This is a genomic window from Streptomyces sp. NPDC005899, assembly GCF_040629645.1.
Taxonomy (GTDB): Bacteria; Actinomycetota; Actinomycetes; order Streptomycetales; family Streptomycetaceae; genus Streptomyces.
Map to the genome: position 1 here is coordinate 1 of NZ_JBEXWB010000152.1, position 14,483 is coordinate 14,483.

Here is a 14,483-nt window from a genome sequence, read left to right on the forward strand (position 1 = left end):
GGCACGGGCCCGGCCGGCGGTGTGCGAGAACTCGCCGCGGCGTACGGGGAGGCCGTGCGCTGCCTGCGCGCCATGCGGGTGCTGGGCCGGGAGGGCGAGGGGGCCTGCGTCGGCGAACTCGGCTTCCTCGGTGTCGTGCTGGGCGACTCCAGGGACGTGGACGGCTTCGTGGACACCGTGCTCGGGCCGCTGCTGCGCTACGACGAGCGGCGCGGCACGCACCTCGTGCGGACGCTGCGGGCGTACTTCGGCGCGGGGGGCAGCCTGATCCGGGCCAAGGACGAACTGCACGTGCACGTGAACACGGTGGTCCAGCGCCTGGACCGGATCCAGGTGCTGCTGGGCCGCGACTGGAACGAGCCGGACCGTGCCCTCGAACTGCAACTGGCCCTGCGCCTGCACCTGCTGTCGGGCGGCCGGGAGGGCTGAGCCCTGGCCGCCTCGCCGCCGTCAGCGCGGTACGGCCGCCCGCAGCACCGCGCGGGCCACCTCGCCGGCGCCCCTGTCGCCCGTCAGCACCGTGTAGTGGTTCACGTCCGCGACGCGCACCGCCCGGACGTTCGTCGCGGGCTGTCCCGCGGCCGCCAGCCGGGACTCGTCGTACAGGCCCTGCTCCTCGTCCATCAGGCCGCGCTGCGCCCACACCAGGGTCGCCTCCACCGGGAGCCGGTGGACCGCCGAGAGGACGTCCTCGTGGAAGAGGCCCACCCCGTCGGTCCGTACGGCCTCCGGACGGCAGCCCGAGCGCATGGCGGGCTCCTCGCCCGTCAGGTCGCGCTGGACGTACGCCTCCACCTCCGGCGTCCAGGCGTCGCCCGCGAACGCCGGGTGGGCGCGCCAGAACGCCCGGTACGCCGCCCGGTCGGCGAACGTCATCGACAGCCGTTCCATGGCCGGGCCGATCACGGCCGTCAGGAGTTCGTCGGCGGACAGGTGCGTGGGCGCGGGGAAGCCGAAGCCGCCGTCGACGAGTACCAGCGGGCCGAAGAGCCCCGGATGCCGGACGGCCGCGAGCGCCGCGACGAAGGCTCCCATCGAATGCCCCGCCAGTACGACGCGCCCCGGGCCCAGCGCCCCGGCGAGCGCGGCCACGTCGTCCGCGTGGGCGGCGATGCCGTACGGGCCGGGCAGCGCGGCACTGGCCGCCCGGCCGCGCAGGTCCGGGGCGACGAGCGTGGCCCGGCCGGCCAGCAGCCGGGCGACCGCCCCCCAGGAGAGGGCGTTGGCCGTGATGCCGTGCAGGGCCAGGACCACGGGCGCGTCCGCATCGGTGGCGGGCCAGCGCAGAGCGGCCAGTTCGCCGCCGGTGACGGGGACGCGGAACTCCTCGTACGGGATCATCGGTTCTCCTCACGGGTCCCGCGCAGGCGGGACGGCAGACGCGCCAGTCCTCCGGGCAGCAGGTGCACCACCGCGACGAACAGCACGCCGAGCAGGAACAGCGGCTGGGAGAGCGGCACCCGCAGCACGGCGGGCAGATCCGCGACCGCCCCCGATCCGGCGAGGTCGCCGAGCCGGTGGTCGGCCCAGGTGTACAGGATGCCGCCGACCATCGGGCCCCACCGGGTGCCCGATCCGCCCAGCACCACCATGACCAGCAGGGACAGGGTGAAGTCGGAGGTCGTCGTCTGGGGAGTGGAGCCACCGGTCAGCAGCAGGTGGACCAGTCCGCCCGCCGCCGCGAGGGCCCCGGCCAGGACGAAGGCGGTCAGCTTGAACCCGTACGGCTTCAGGCCGAGCACCTCCACCCGGCGCTCGTTCTCCTTGATGCCCTCCCAGACCCGGCCGGTGGGGGAGCGGACCGCCCGGTGCACGACGGCGAGGGTGAGGACGAGGTGGGCGAGGGCGATCCAGTACAGGTTCGCGGTGTGGTCGATGCCTACCAGCCAGGACGGCAGCGAGTCCGCGGGGACCGCCCTGCCCTCCTCGCCGCCCGTCCGGCCGCCCGGGTTGCGGGAGACGAGGATCGAACCGGCCTGGGCGAAGGCGAGGGTCACCATGGAGAAGCCGATGCCGGTGACCCGCAGGCTCACCGAACCGAGCACCAGGGCGAGCACGGTCCCGGAGCACAGCCCGAGCAGGGCCGCGAGTGCGAGGGGAAGGCCCGCCTCCAGCATGAGCGTGTTGGTGGCGTAGCTGCCGGCCGCGAAGTACAGCGCGTGCCCGAAGGAGAGCAGGCCCGTGCGGCCCAGCAGCAGGTCGTAGCCCGTGGCGAGGGCCCCGAACAGCAGGCACGTCGCCAGGAGTTGCAGACTCCCCGGGCTGCCGACCGGGCCGTCCAGGAGGCCGGGCAGCGGGAGGGCGCTGTAAGGCGCGACCGCCAGGACCACGAGGACCGGGGCGGGCCACCAGCGCAGCAGCCGGGCCGTGGTGTGCGGTGTGCGGGCGTCCGTGGCGGCGGGTGCGCCGTCCGTGCGGCCGGGCGTCCGAGTGGCGGTGCTCACGCGAGCCTCCCTGTCAGTCCGCGCGGCCGCACGAGCAGCAGCACGGCGAGCAGGACGACGACGGCCAGGTCGCCGAGGCCCGCTGCGGTGTAGTAGTTGGCGAACTGCTGGACGAGGCCGATGACGACGGCCGCGACGGCGGCGCCGGTCACCGAGCCCATGCCGCCGGTGACGACCACGACGAACGCGAAGACGAGCAGGGAGGTGCCCTGGCGGGGGTCGACGGAGCCGAAGTACAGCCCGCCGAGCGCCCCGCCGAGCGCGGCGGCGCTGCCGCCGATCGCGAAGACGAGCGTGAACGCCGTGCGGACGTCGATGCCGAGCGCCGTCACCATCGCCCGGTCCTCGACACCGGCCCGGACGACGAGCCCGTGCCGGGTCCGGCCGAGGAACAGGCGCAGGGCCACGAGGACGGCGGCCGCCGCGGCGATCAGCACGAGCCGGTTGACGGGCACGTCGGCGCCCAGCAGTCCGAAGGTGCCGGACAGGGCCCGCGGCCCGGGGAAGGGCCGGGCGTCCGGGCCCCAGACGCCCGACAGCAGGGCGGGCACGGCGAGCCCCACCCCGACGGTGGCGAGCACCTGCTCGCGGGGCCGGGCGTAGAGGGGGCGTACGACGGCCAGTTCGAGCACCACGGCGGCCAGCGTGCCCACCGCCGTCCCGAAGAGCACCGCCAGGAAGAATCCCGCGCCGCCCGGGCCGGCGCCGGGCAGGTGCCCGGACGCCGCCCACCAGGTGCCGTACGCGCCGATGGAGAGCAGGGCGCCGTGGGCGAAGTTGAGTACGTCCATCAGGCCGAAGATCAGGGACAGTCCGGACGCGATGAGGAAGTAGAGCGCCCCGAGGCCGAGACCGGTCAGGGTGAGCAGCACGACGGTGGACATCAGGCATCCGCCTCCGCGGTGTACGGGGTGAGTGGTCCCTGTCCCACGCCGAGCAGCCGGCGGGTCGCCTCCGGGTCGCCGAGCAGTCCGTCCGCGGTGCCCTGGTGGGCGGTGCGGCCGTCGGCGAGCACCGCGCAGTGCGTGGCGAGCCGGCGTACGACGGCGAGGTTCTGCTCGACGAGGAGGACGGGCACCGCCTCGGCCGCGCGTTCGAGGACCTGGGCGACCTCGGTGACGACCCGGGGGGCCAGGCCCTTGGTGGGCTCGTCGGCGATGATGAGCCGGTTGCCGTTGAGCAGGGTGCGGCCGATGGCCACCATCTGCTGCTGTCCGCCGGAGAGCGTTCCGGCCACCTGCCGGGCCCGCTGCCTCAGCTCCGGGAACAGCTCGTGGACCAGGGCGTAGGCGGGTGCGCCCGCGCCGGGGCGTTCGGCGAGCCGGAGGTTCTCCGCCACGGTCAGGCCCGCGAAGATCCCGCGGTCCTCGGGGGCGTAGCCGATGCCGCGCCGGACCAGGGTGTGGGTGGGCAGCGCCACGGTCTCCTCGCCGTCGAGGCGCACGCTTCCGGTGCGGGGGACGAGCCCGAGGACGCCGCGTACGGTCGTGGTCTTGCCGGCCCCGTTGCGGCCGAGCAGGGCCGTCACACCGTGCGGGGCGACGTCCAGGTCCACGCCGTGCAGGATGTGCCGGCCGCCGATGAGGACCCGCAGGTCGCGGACGGCGAGCAGGGCGTGCGGAGTCACAGTCTCTCCCCGAGGTAGGCCCGCTGGACGACGGGGTCGGCGGTCACCGCGCCGGGGGTGTCCAGGGCGAGCAGCCGGCCGTGGTGCATCACGGCGAGCCGGTCGGCCAGGCCCAGCAGGACGTCCATGTGGTGTTCGACCATGAGGACCGTGCGGCCCTCGTCACGGTGCAGGGCGCGGATCAGTTCGGTGAGCGCGGGGACCTCCTCGGCGCTCACCCCGGCCATCGGTTCGTCGAGCAGCATCAGCCGGGGCTCCGTGACCAGCAGCACCGCGAGCTCCAGCTTGCGCTTCTCGCCGTGGGAGAGCTCCGCCGCCGTGGCCCCGGCGCGGTGGCCGAGCCCGGTGCGCTCCAGCACGCCGGCCACCTCGGCCGTGTACCGGGCGGCGCGCCGCCACAGCCGGTACGAGCCGCCGCTCCCCGCCTGCGCGGCCAGCCGGACGTGCTCGGCCACGGTCATCCCGGGCCAGAGGCTGGAGGTCTGGAAGGTACGGCCGATCCCGAGCCGGGCGCGGGTGTGCACGGGCAGGGCGATCAGGTCCCTGCCGTCCAGGGCGAGGGTGCCCCCGGTGGGCCGGACGATGCCGCTGATCAGGTTGAACAGGGACGTCTTGCCCGCCCCGTTGGGGCCGATGAAGGCGAGGAACTCGCCCTCGCCGACGCTCAGGGTGACGTCCTGGACGATGGTCGCGCCGCCGACGCGCCATCCGAGCCCGTCGAGCCGCAGCACGGGTGCGGCCGCGCGAGTCCCCTCGTCGTGTGCGGTGGTGGTGCCGGGTGCGGTCACCGGTCAGCCCGCCGCGGGCTTCGCGGGCGGCGCCACCTCGCCCATCGCCAGGCTGTCCACCAGCTCGGGCCGGGCGGCGGCGCCCGTGCCGTTCAGCCTGGCCACGAACATCGGCTGGACCAGGGCGTGGTCCCCGGCCCGGACCTGTTCGCGGCCCTTCACCCCGTCGAACGTCCAGCCCTCCAGCGCCTTCGCCATGGCGGCGGTGTCCGTGGCGCCGCCCTCCTCGACGGCGCGCACGATCATCTGCGCCGCGGTGAAGCCGTCCACGGTGAACAGGTCCGGGGTGCCGCCCGCCTTCCGTACGCCGTCGAGCATGGCCTTCTCCACCGCGTTGCCGCCTCCCGCGCCGGGGAAGTAGTGGGCGAGGAAGGACACCTTCGCGCCCGCGGCCCCGAAGACCGGGTAGGAGGCCGTCCCGGCCAGCCCGGTGACCACCTTGCTCGACGTGAGCACGCCCTGCTGGTCCAGGGCGGTCCACAGGGCCGGGGCGGTCGCCCCGGCCCAGGCGACGAAGACGAGGTCGGGTGCGCCCGCCCTGACCTGCCGGGCGAAGGGGGTGAGGTCGGTGGCGCCGGGCGGAGCCAGTACGGAGCCCACCGCCGCCCCCCTGCCCCCGATGACCGCCTTGACGGCGGCCACGTTGGCCTGCCCGAAGGTGGAGTCCTGCGCGAGGACGGTGACCTTCCTGCCCTTCGCGTCGCCGAGCATGGCGGCCGCGGTGAGGATGTCCTGGTAGGACTGCCGGCCCGAGCGGAAGGTGTAGGCGTTGACGCCGGTCACCGCGTCGGTGGCGGCCGGGCCGTTGACGTACAGCACCTTGTTCTGGGCGGCCAGCGGCGCCATCTGCAGGGCGACGCCGGAGTCCGTGGTGCCCGCCAGGATCCGGTAGCCCTTGCCGATCAGGTTCTTCGCGGCGGAGACCGCCTTGCCGGGGTCGCCCGCGTCGTCCTGTTCGGTGACCTCGACGCGGTGGCCCCCCGCCTCGCCGGTGCCCTTCGTGGCGTAGTCGAGGCCCGCCGTGAACCCGTCGCGGTACTGCTTGCCGTACGCGGCGAGCAGCCCCGTACGCGAGTAGACCAGGCCCACCCGGACGGCCTCGTCGTCCCCGCCGCCGGACGCACCGCCGCCGGCCTGCCCGGCGGCGGTGCATCCCGCCAGGAGCAGGCCGGCCGCGGCGAGCACGGCCGCGGTCAGGGTTCTGTGCTGGACGGTGCCTACGGCTCTGCGACGCATGGTGACCGGCTCCTCGGCGTGGTTCGGTGATGTGGGCCGAACCGTACGAACACCGTGGCGCCGTCGATATGGTGCAGGGCACCCCACCTGGGCGGGTGCCGGTGTGGGCACCGCACATGGCAGGTCTCAGCGGGTGTCCGCGCGGGGCTCGATCAGCCCGCACACCGTCTCGATGTCCCGCCTCACCTGGGCGATCGACTCCCGCCCCGACAGCCAGGTGATGAGTGCCGAGTGCCAGGTGTGCTCGATGACGCGCACCACGGACAGCTGCTCCTGCGTGGGTTCCGGCAGCCCCATGGCGTCCAGGACGATCGCCGTCGTCAGCCGGGAGACGGCGTCGACCTCCGCGCTGGCGCCCCGGTCGGCGAAGGTCAGCGCCCGCACCATCGCGTCCGCGAGGTGGGGCTCGCGCTGGAGCGCCCGGAAGGCCCGCATCAGGGTCTCGGCGACCCGTCCGGCGGCGTGCTCCCCGGCCGGCGGGTGCCTGCGGAGCGCGCGGTGGAGGTCCTGGAGCTGGTCCTCCATGAGGGCGACCAGCAGGTGGATCTTCGAGGGGAAGTAGCGGTACAGCGTGCCCAGGGCGACCCCGGCGGCCTCGGCGACCTCACGCATCTGCACGGCCTCGAAACCGCCCCGGCCGGCGAGCTGGGCACCGGCCCGCAGGATGCGGCGCCGGCGGGCCTCCTGGCGTTCCGTCAGTGGAGGCTCGGTCCCTCTGGCTTCCGCTGTCATCCGTCCCATCCAAGGCTTCCGGGCCCCGCGGGGGGCCCGTGACGTCCGCGCCGGAGATCCGTGCGGATCCGCGCCGGAGGGACGCGCCCCCCGGCACCGCGCCGGAAGGACGGGAACGGGTTCCCCGTCCGGCGGGCCGTCGGCCTCCGGGCGCGCACAGCATGCCAGGGCCGCCCCCGTGGCACGAATCACCTGATCCGGCGGTCACCCCGACGCTACCTGCCGGTAGATTCGGTCCGTGCCGAACGCACCAGGCTGAAACTTGTTCCAGATTAGCGCGACCGGTTACGCTCCGGCGAAAACGCAGTGAGATAGGGGGCCTGGTGTGACCGCTGAGGCCATAGAGACAGGCTCCTTCGTGGGCGGCGGCGTACCGGACGCCCGAGGCGACCGGCCGTTGCGCATCGCGCTCCTGACCTACAAGGGCAATCCCTACTGCGGCGGTCAGGGCGTCTACGTGCGCCACCTCGCCCGCGAGCTGGCGCGACTGGGCCACAGCGTCGAGGTGATCGGCGCCCAGCCCTACCCCGTACTCGACGAGGGCGTCCCGCTCACCGAGCTGCCCAGCCTCGACCTGTACCGCCAGCCCGACCCGTTCCGTACCCCGGGGCGCGGCGAGTACCGCGACTGGATCGACCTCGCGGAGGTCGCCACCATGTGGACCGGCGGCTTCCCCGAACCCCTGACCTTCAGCCTGCGGGCCCGGCGCCATCTCCTCGGCAGGCGCGGTGACTTCGACGTCGTGCACGACAACCAGACGCTCGGCTACGGGCTGCTCGGCGACCTCGGCGCGCCCCTCGTCACCACGATCCACCACCCCATCACCGTCGACCGGCGACTCGACCTCGCCGCCGCCGGCTCCCGGGCCCGGCGCCTGTCCGTGCGCCGCTGGTACGCCTTCACCCGCATGCAGAAGCGGGTGGCCCGCCGGCTGCCGTCCGTGCTCACCGTCTCCGGCTCCTCCCAGCAGGAGATCGTCGAGCACCTCGGGGTCCGCCCGGAGCGCGTCCACGTCGTGCACATCGGGGCCGACACCGACCTGTGGTCGCCCGACCCCTCGGTGGCCGAGGTGCCCGGCCGGATCGTCACCACCTCCAGCGCCGACGTCCCCCTCAAGGGACTCGTCCACCTCGTCCAGGCGCTGGCCGAGCTCCGCACCGAGAACCCCGCGGCCCACCTCGTGGTCGTCGGCAAGCGGGCCGAGGACGGGCCTGTCGCCCAGGCCATCGAACGCCACGGGCTCCAGGGCGCCGTCGAGTTCGTCAAGGGCATCAGCGACGCCGAGCTCGTCGACCTGGTCCGCAGCGCCCAGATCTCCTGCGTCCCCTCGCTCTACGAGGGTTTCTCGCTGCCCGCGGCCGAGGCCATGGCCACCGGGACCCCGCTCGTGGCCACCACGGGCGGTGCCATCCCCGAGGTGACGGGCCCGGACGGCGAGGCGTGCCTCGCGGTGCCGCCCGGTGACGCGGGCGCCCTGGCCGCCGCCCTCGGCCGGCTCCTCGGCGACCGCGAACTGCGCGCCCGTCTCGGCGCGGCCGGCCGGGCGCGGGTGCTGGCCAACTTCACCTGGGCCAGGGCGGCCGCCGGCACCGCCGGACTGTACCGTCAGGCGATCGCCGCCCGCGGCGCGCGCAGGTGACCCCTCCTGTGGCCCCCGTACCCCCCGCGGCTCCCGCACCCCCCACCCCCGACCTCGAAGGCAGGCGACCGTGCTGACCGTCGACTTCACCCGTTTCCCGCTCGCCGCAGGCGACCGGGTGCTCGACCTGGGCTGCGGCGCCGGACGCCACGCCTTCGAGTGCTACCGGCGCGGCGCCCAGGTCGTCGCACTCGACCGGAACGGCGAGGAGATCCGCGAGGTCGCCAAGTGGTTCGCCGCCATGAAGGAGGCCGGCGAGGCCCCGGCGGGCGCCACCGCCACCGCGATGGAGGGTGACGCGCTCAACCTGCCGTTCCCCGACGACTCCTTCGACGTGGTGATCATCTCCGAGGTGATGGAACACATCCCCGACGACAAGGGCGTGCTCGCCGAGATGGTCCGCGTGCTGCGGCCCGGTGGCCGGATCGCGATCACCGTGCCCCGCTACGGCCCCGAGAAGGTCTGCTGGACGCTGTCCGACGCCTACCACGAGGTCGAGGGCGGGCACATCCGGATCTACAAGGCCGACGAGCTGCTCGGCAAGATTCGCGAGGCCGGGCTCAAGCCCTACGGCACCCACCACGCGCACGCCCTGCACAGCCCCTACTGGTGGCTCAAGTGCGCGTTCGGCGTCGACAACGACAAGGCGCTCCCGGTGCGGGCGTACCACAGACTGCTGGTCTGGGACATCATGAAGAAGCCCCTGGCCACCCGGGTCGCCGAGCAACTGCTCAACCCGGTCGTCGGCAAGAGCTTCGTGGCCTACGCGACCAAGCCCCACCTCCCGAAGGCCGAGGCGTGAGCACGCCCGAGCGCACCGAACACCTCGTCCTGCCCGGCGTCCTCACCGCCGCGCAGGCCGCCGAGACGGTGGCCGCGCTGCTCGCCGTACAGCGCGAGGACGGCGCACTGCCCTGGTTCCGCGGCCACCACCTCGACCCGTGGGACCACACCGAGGCCGCGATGGCCCTGGACGCCTCCGGCGAGCACGCGGCCGCCGCGCGCGCGTACGCCTGGCTGGCCCGCCACCAGAACGACGACGGTTCCTGGTACGCGGCCTACCACGACGGCGACCCGCAGCGGCCCACCGACCTCGGCCGCGAGAGCAACTTCTGCGCCTACGTGGCCGTCGGGGTCTGGCACCACTACCTCGCCACCGGTGACGACGCGTTCGCCGACCGCATGTGGCCGACCGTCTACGCCGCCGTGGAGTTCGTCCTGAGGCTCCAGCAGCCCGGCGGCCAGATCGGCTGGAAGCGCGAACCCGACGGCACCCCCGTCCGGGACGCCCTGCTGACCGGCTCCTCGTCCGTCTACCAGGCCCTGCGCTGCGCCCTGGCGCTGGCCGAACAGCGGGAGGAGCCGCAGCCCGACTGGGAGCTCGCGGCGGGAGCGCTCGGCCACGCGATCCGCAGCCACCCCGAACGCTTCCTCGACAAGAGCCGCTACTCCATGGACTGGTACTACCCGGTCCTGGGCGGGGCGGTCACCGGATCCGCGGCGACGCGGCGGATCGAGGACGGCTGGGACCGCTTCGTGGTCCCCGGACTCGGCGTGCGCTGCGTCGTGCCCAACCCCTGGGTGACGGGCGGCGAGAGCTGCGAACTGGCCCTGGCGCTCTGGGTCACCGGGGAGTCGGACCGGGCGCTGGAGATCCTGCAGTCCGTCCAGCACCTGCGCGCCGAGGGCGGCCTGTACTGGACGGGGTACGTCTTCGAGGGCGAGCGGGCCGTCTGGCCCGAGGAACTCACCACCTGGACGGCCGGTTCACTGCTGCTGGCGGTGGCCGCGCTCGGGGGGGACGAGGCGACCACCGCGGTCTTCGGCGGCGAACGGCTGCCCGCCGGCCTGGAACCCGACTGCTGCCGTTAGCGGCCCGCGGCCCGGCACACGGCCGGACCGGCGGGCCCGGCGGTCAGAAGCGGCGGACCCTGCCCGCCACCGCGTGGCCGATGAACAGGTAGACGACGGCGGCCAGACCGTACCCCGCGACGACCCGGGCCCACGCCTCGTCGAACGTGAACAGGTCGTAGGACCAGCCGGCCAGCCAGCGGGCGGAGTCCTGGACGAACTGCACCAGGTCGTTGGCCCGGTTGGCGTCGAGCAGGTACATCAGGATCCACAGGATGATGATGAACGCCATGATGTCCGCGACCACGGCGATGACACGAGCGGCGGTACTGCTTCCTGAGCCTGTTCTTGGAGACATGTTCTCCGGATTGCCGCTCCACGCCGGGTGAAACCCGTACGGCGTGCGCCGGGTGGCGGCCGGGCCGGGCACGGGCGAGTCCGGCGGCGAGTCCCGTACACCGTCACCGCCGTGAACAGCCCGGCCGGGGCCTGCGGGGGCCCGGCATTTTCGGTGGAGAACGCCGAAGTGGCCGCCTAGAGTCGGCGGATGACTCTTCTGGCCCACGATCGCTACTGCGACGAGTTACTCACCCAGACCCGCCTGCTGAACGAGACCCTCGAAGGCGCCGACCTCACCGCGCACGTGGCCACCTGCCCCGACTGGACCCTGTACGACCTGGTGGTGCACCTCGGCGGGGCGCACCGCTGGGCCGGCGAGACAGTCCGCACCCGGGCCACCGAGCGACTCACCCCCGACCGGGTGCCGGGCACGCGGGCCCCGTCCGCCGGGGATCCCGCCGCGCTCGCCTCCTGGCTGGCCGAGGGAGCCGCCGCGACGGCGGAGGTCCTGCGCGAGGCAGGCCCCGACACCGCGGTGTGGACCTGGGCCCTGGAGCGGCGGACGGCCTTCTGGGCCCGCCGCATGGTGCACGAGACCGCCGTCCACCGGGCGGACGCGGTCCTCGCCACCGGCGGGGAGCCCACGGTGGCACCCGAGGTGGCCGCCGACACGATCACCGAATGGCTGCAGATCGTCGCGTTCGCCCAGGCACAGGGCGACCCGGAGAAGGCCGGACTGCGGGGCCCGGGGCGCTCCCTGCACCTGCACGCCACGGACCGTCCCGGAGCGGAGTGGCTCATCGAGCTCGGACAGGACGGCTTCACCTGGCGCCACGCCCACGAGAAGGCGACGGTCGCCCTGCGCGGCCCGCTCACCGGGCTGATGCTCGCGTTCAACCGGCGGCGGAAGCCGGACGAGGGCGGGCTCGAAGTGCTGGGTGACCGGGGCCTGCTGGACTTCTGGCTGGACCGGTCGTCCTTCGGCTGATCCGCCGCCCCGCCGGAACGACCGCGGCCCCCCGCCCCGGAGGGCGAGGGGCCGCGGGACGGGCCGGCGTCAGCCGCGCTGGATGCCCGTGGTGTCCTGCAGCACGCCGCGACGGCCGTCCTGCGTCTGGGCGATGAGCCCCTGACCCCGCTGCTCGACCGCCAGGTACCACGTACCGGGCGCGAGTTCGGCGATGGGGTTCGGGGTGCCGTCCTCGCCGTACAGCGGACGGGCCACGGGCACGGCGAACCAGAAGGGCGTGAAGTCACCGGCGGGCGCCCCACCGGTGGACGGTGCCTGCTGTGCGGCCTGCTGCCCCTCCGGCTGACCGGGGTGGCCCTGCTGGGCGCCGTACGGCTGGGGCTGGCCCGGCTGAGCGGCGTAGGGCTGCTGCTGGGCACCCGGGTAGCCGTAGCCCTGGCCGGGCTGCTGGCCGTACGGCGGCTGTACCGCCTGGGCCGGGCGGGGGGCGCCCACGAGCGGGGCCTTGAGCGCGGGGACCAGCGGGCCGGCGACGGCACCGCCGGCCAGCACGATGGCGGCCAGCAGTCCGAGGATGAGGCCGGCACCCGCGTCACCGGCGTCGATGGTGGTCCAGAAGACGGTCCACAGCGAGAAGACGGTGAACGCGGCCCCGAACTGGCCGAGTTCGAAACCCACCACCTTGCGGCCCGGCATGGCGCGGGCCACGACCAGCAGCACCGCGCCGATGATGCCGGCGAGGTAGATGCTCATCAGGAGCGAGAGCGAGTCCCAGGCGTTCGTGCTGAAGCCGGAGCAGTCGACGCCCGACGGGCAGTCGTAGCCGGAGAGGTCGAGGAAAGAGGCGATGAACAGCACGACCGCTGCTCCGATCACCACGCCGTCGCCTCGAGTGAGGGAGCGGATATTCACGTGAAGGTCCTTAGTCGGTCGTCTCGTCGGGGCGGTCGTCGATGCCGCCTGTACGGCGGGTACGGCGCGAAGCTCGGGGGGCGGCTCCCCATCGTACGGATGAATCTATCGTCTGCCCGGGCGGGTTGTACCCCTGCCCGGACCTCGGACCGGGTATCCCCCCGAGGTCGTCACCGTCACCGCGCGACTACCTCTTCAGATAGCTGCCGACGCCCTCGGCGATGCCGAGAGCGGCGCGCTGACGCCAGTCCGCGCTCATGAGCAGGGCGGCATCCTTCGGATCACGCATATTGCCGCATTCGACGAACACTTTGGGCACGGTCGACAGATTCAGGCCGCCCAGATCCTCGCGGGTGTCCAGCCCGGTACGGCCGCCGACGTAGTTGGAGGGGGAGCTTCCGGTGGCCCGTACGAAATGCCCGGCGATGCGTTCGCCGAGATCGCGCGAGGGGGCGACGATCCTCGCGGTGTCCGCCCCGCCTGCGCGCACGGCCGCGGGAAGGATCACGTGGAAGCCCCGGTCCCCCGCCGCCGCACCGTCGGCGTGGACCGAGACCACGGCGTCGGCGCGGGCCTCGTTGCCGATCCGCGCCCGCTCGTCGACGCACGGGCCGAACGGGCGGTCGCCGTCCTGGGTGAGCACCACCTTCGCCCCCCTGCCCTCCAGCAGGGTCCGCAGCCGGCGCGCGACGTCCAGGGTGAACTCGGCCTCGGCGTAACCGGATTCCGTGGCCGTGCCGGTGGTGTCGCACTCCTTGCGGCCGGTGCCGATGTCCACCTGGCCGCTGATCTCCCGGGTGTGCTCCCGGTTGCGCGTGTTGTGCCCGGGGTCGATCACCACGGTCGTGCCCGTGAGCGGCCCCCGCGGCAGCGGTCCGCCGGACGTGGGCGCCGGGGACGGGCCGCCCGCCGAGGGCTTGGCCGAAGGGCCCGGGGACGCGGGCCGGGACGACGACGCGGAGGCGGCCCCGCCCGGGTGGGGCCGCGCCTGCCCCGGACCGCCGTCGCCGCCGCATCCCGCGGCGGTCAGGCAGGCGGCCGCGAGGACCGCTGCGGCCCGCGCCGCCCGGTGGCGGGCGGGTCGTGGCGGGGCGGAGGAGGGCTTGTCGTCGTCACGCACGCCGTGATGCTATCCGCGCCCCCGGACCGTGCCCTCAGATGCCCGGCCCGGAACGCCGAAGGACCCGCAGCGAGTCCGTCGCCGAGATCTCGGTGAACGCCCCGGAGGCCAGGGCCCGTCGCAGGACGCGGTAGGGCGCCTGCCCGCCGTCCGCCGGGTCGGGGAACACGTCGTGGATCACGAGCAGTCCGCCGTCGGCGACCTTGGGGGCCCAGCCTTCGTAGTCCCCGTTCGCGTGCTCGTCGGTGTGCCCGCCGTCGATGAAGACGAGGCCGAGCCGCCCGCCCCACACGGCGGCTGCCTGCGGGGAGCGTCCGACGAGCGCCACCACGTGCTCCTCCAGGCCGGCCGCGTGCAGCGTGCGCCGGAAGGTGGGCAGGGTGTCCATCAGGCCGACGGCCGGATCCACCACCGAGGGATCGTGGTACTCCCACCCGGGCTGCTGCTCCTCGCTGCCCCGGTGGTGGTCGACGGTGAGGGCCGTCACCCCGGCCGCCCGGGCGGCGTCGGCGAGCAGGATCGTCGAGCGCCCGCAGTAGGTGCCGACCTCCAGCAGCGGCAGCCCGAGCGTGCCCGCCTCGACGGCCGCCGCGTGCAGGGCGAGTCCTTCGTGGACCGGCATGAAGCCCTTGGCGGCCTCGAAGGCGGCGAGAATCTCCGGCGTGGGCCCGGCAGCGGACTCGGCGGCCACGGCTTTCCTCCTGGTGGGACGGTGTGATGCGGACGGCGCCCCATCGTGCCGTACGCCCCCGCCGCGAGGACCGGCGGGGGCGTGGACGGTGGCGGCCCGGGCGGCCACCGCGCCGTGCCCGGTCAGGACGTGGC

The 14,483-nt window shown here is 74.3% G+C and carries 16 protein-coding genes; 5 read left to right on the forward strand and 11 right to left on the reverse strand.

The genetic code is table 11. The features are described 5' to 3' along the window. Positions 1-429: helix-turn-helix domain-containing protein (locus tag ABZ371_RS18205; RefSeq protein ID WP_358680315.1), on the forward strand; the 429-nt coding region annotated here is incomplete at its 5' end. A gap of 21 nt (positions 430-450) precedes the next feature. Here ABZ371_RS18205 and ABZ371_RS18210 read toward each other — a convergent pair. The 7 genes from ABZ371_RS18210 to ABZ371_RS18240 form a co-directional block, all read right to left on the reverse strand. Then, the gene (locus tag ABZ371_RS18210) at positions 451-1,341 is read right to left on the reverse strand and encodes an alpha/beta hydrolase (protein ID WP_358680318.1); all 891 of its coding nucleotides are present in this window, start codon (positions 1,339-1,341) and stop codon (positions 451-453) included. Beyond that, positions 1,338-2,444 carry a branched-chain amino acid ABC transporter permease gene (locus tag ABZ371_RS18215; protein WP_358680321.1) on the reverse strand — a complete coding sequence of 369 codons (1,107 nt, stop codon included), beginning with the start codon at positions 2,442-2,444 and terminating at the stop codon, positions 1,338-1,340. The genes ABZ371_RS18210 and ABZ371_RS18215 overlap by 4 nt, the downstream gene beginning before the upstream one ends. Next, positions 2,441-3,328, reverse strand: a complete 888-nt coding sequence (locus ABZ371_RS18220; RefSeq protein WP_358680324.1) for a branched-chain amino acid ABC transporter permease — start codon at positions 3,326-3,328, stop codon at positions 2,441-2,443. The genes ABZ371_RS18215 and ABZ371_RS18220 overlap by 4 nt, the downstream gene beginning before the upstream one ends. Beyond that, positions 3,328-4,071 carry an ABC transporter ATP-binding protein gene (locus tag ABZ371_RS18225; protein WP_358680327.1) on the reverse strand — a complete coding sequence of 248 codons (744 nt, stop codon included), beginning with the start codon at positions 4,069-4,071 and terminating at the stop codon, positions 3,328-3,330. The genes ABZ371_RS18220 and ABZ371_RS18225 overlap by 1 nt, the downstream gene beginning before the upstream one ends. Further along, a complete protein-coding gene (locus ABZ371_RS18230; protein ID WP_358680330.1) occupies positions 4,068-4,859 on the reverse strand; it encodes an ABC transporter ATP-binding protein in 792 nt (263 codons plus the stop codon). Before ABZ371_RS18230 ends, ABZ371_RS18225 begins: the two co-directional genes overlap by 4 nt. Before the next feature lie 3 nt (positions 4,860-4,862). Beyond that, complete coding sequence (locus tag ABZ371_RS18235; protein WP_358680333.1) at positions 4,863-6,095, reverse strand: substrate-binding domain-containing protein; 1,233 nt, start codon at positions 6,093-6,095, stop codon at positions 4,863-4,865. Between the two features lie 126 nt (positions 6,096-6,221). Further along, the gene (locus tag ABZ371_RS18240; protein WP_358680336.1) at positions 6,222-6,827 is read right to left on the reverse strand and encodes a TetR family transcriptional regulator; all 606 of its coding nucleotides are present in this window, start codon (positions 6,825-6,827) and stop codon (positions 6,222-6,224) included. 325 nt (positions 6,828-7,152) lie between these two features. Here ABZ371_RS18240 and ABZ371_RS18245 point away from each other — a divergent pair, with 325 nt between their 5' ends. The 3 genes from ABZ371_RS18245 to ABZ371_RS18255 all read left to right on the forward strand — a co-directional run bounded on the left by ABZ371_RS18245 (position 7,153) and on the right by ABZ371_RS18255 (position 10,338). Further along, the gene (locus tag ABZ371_RS18245) at positions 7,153-8,466 is read left to right on the forward strand and encodes a glycosyltransferase family 4 protein (protein ID WP_358680339.1); all 1,314 of its coding nucleotides are present in this window, start codon (positions 7,153-7,155) and stop codon (positions 8,464-8,466) included. Between the two features lie 70 nt (positions 8,467-8,536). Further along, positions 8,537-9,268, forward strand: coding sequence for a class I SAM-dependent methyltransferase (locus ABZ371_RS18250; protein WP_358680341.1), 732 nt, complete (start codon positions 8,537-8,539; stop codon positions 9,266-9,268). Then, positions 9,265-10,338, forward strand: a complete 1,074-nt coding sequence (locus ABZ371_RS18255) for a prenyltransferase (RefSeq protein WP_358680344.1) — start codon at positions 9,265-9,267, stop codon at positions 10,336-10,338. The genes ABZ371_RS18250 and ABZ371_RS18255 overlap by 4 nt, the downstream gene beginning before the upstream one ends. 43 nt (positions 10,339-10,381) lie before the next feature. Here the strand turns inward: ABZ371_RS18255 and ABZ371_RS18260 are convergent, their stop codons facing one another. Then, positions 10,382-10,675 carry a hypothetical protein gene (locus tag ABZ371_RS18260; RefSeq protein WP_358680347.1) on the reverse strand — a complete coding sequence of 98 codons (294 nt, stop codon included), beginning with the start codon at positions 10,673-10,675 and terminating at the stop codon, positions 10,382-10,384. 189 nt (positions 10,676-10,864) lie between these two features. Between ABZ371_RS18260 and ABZ371_RS18265 the strand changes: the two genes are divergently transcribed. Then, positions 10,865-11,644, forward strand: coding sequence for a maleylpyruvate isomerase family mycothiol-dependent enzyme (locus tag ABZ371_RS18265; RefSeq protein WP_358680349.1), 780 nt, complete (start codon positions 10,865-10,867; stop codon positions 11,642-11,644). 69 nt (positions 11,645-11,713) lie between these two features. On the opposite strand, the gene ABZ371_RS18270 is transcribed toward ABZ371_RS18265, so the two are convergent. The 3 genes from ABZ371_RS18270 to ABZ371_RS18280 form a co-directional block, all read right to left on the reverse strand. Continuing rightward, the gene (locus ABZ371_RS18270) at positions 11,714-12,538 is read right to left on the reverse strand and encodes a hypothetical protein (protein ID WP_358680352.1); all 825 of its coding nucleotides are present in this window, start codon (positions 12,536-12,538) and stop codon (positions 11,714-11,716) included. A gap of 187 nt (positions 12,539-12,725) precedes the next feature. Further along, on the reverse strand, positions 12,726-13,658 hold the full coding sequence (locus tag ABZ371_RS18275) for an N-acetylmuramoyl-L-alanine amidase (RefSeq protein ID WP_358680355.1): 933 nt from the start codon (positions 13,656-13,658) through the stop codon (positions 12,726-12,728). Positions 13,659-13,692: 34 nt separating this feature from the next. Then, positions 13,693-14,349 (reverse strand): class I SAM-dependent methyltransferase, encoded by a 657-nt coding sequence (locus ABZ371_RS18280; RefSeq protein WP_358680358.1) that lies wholly within the window; start codon positions 14,347-14,349, stop codon positions 13,693-13,695. Positions 14,350-14,483: the final 134 nt, after the last annotated feature.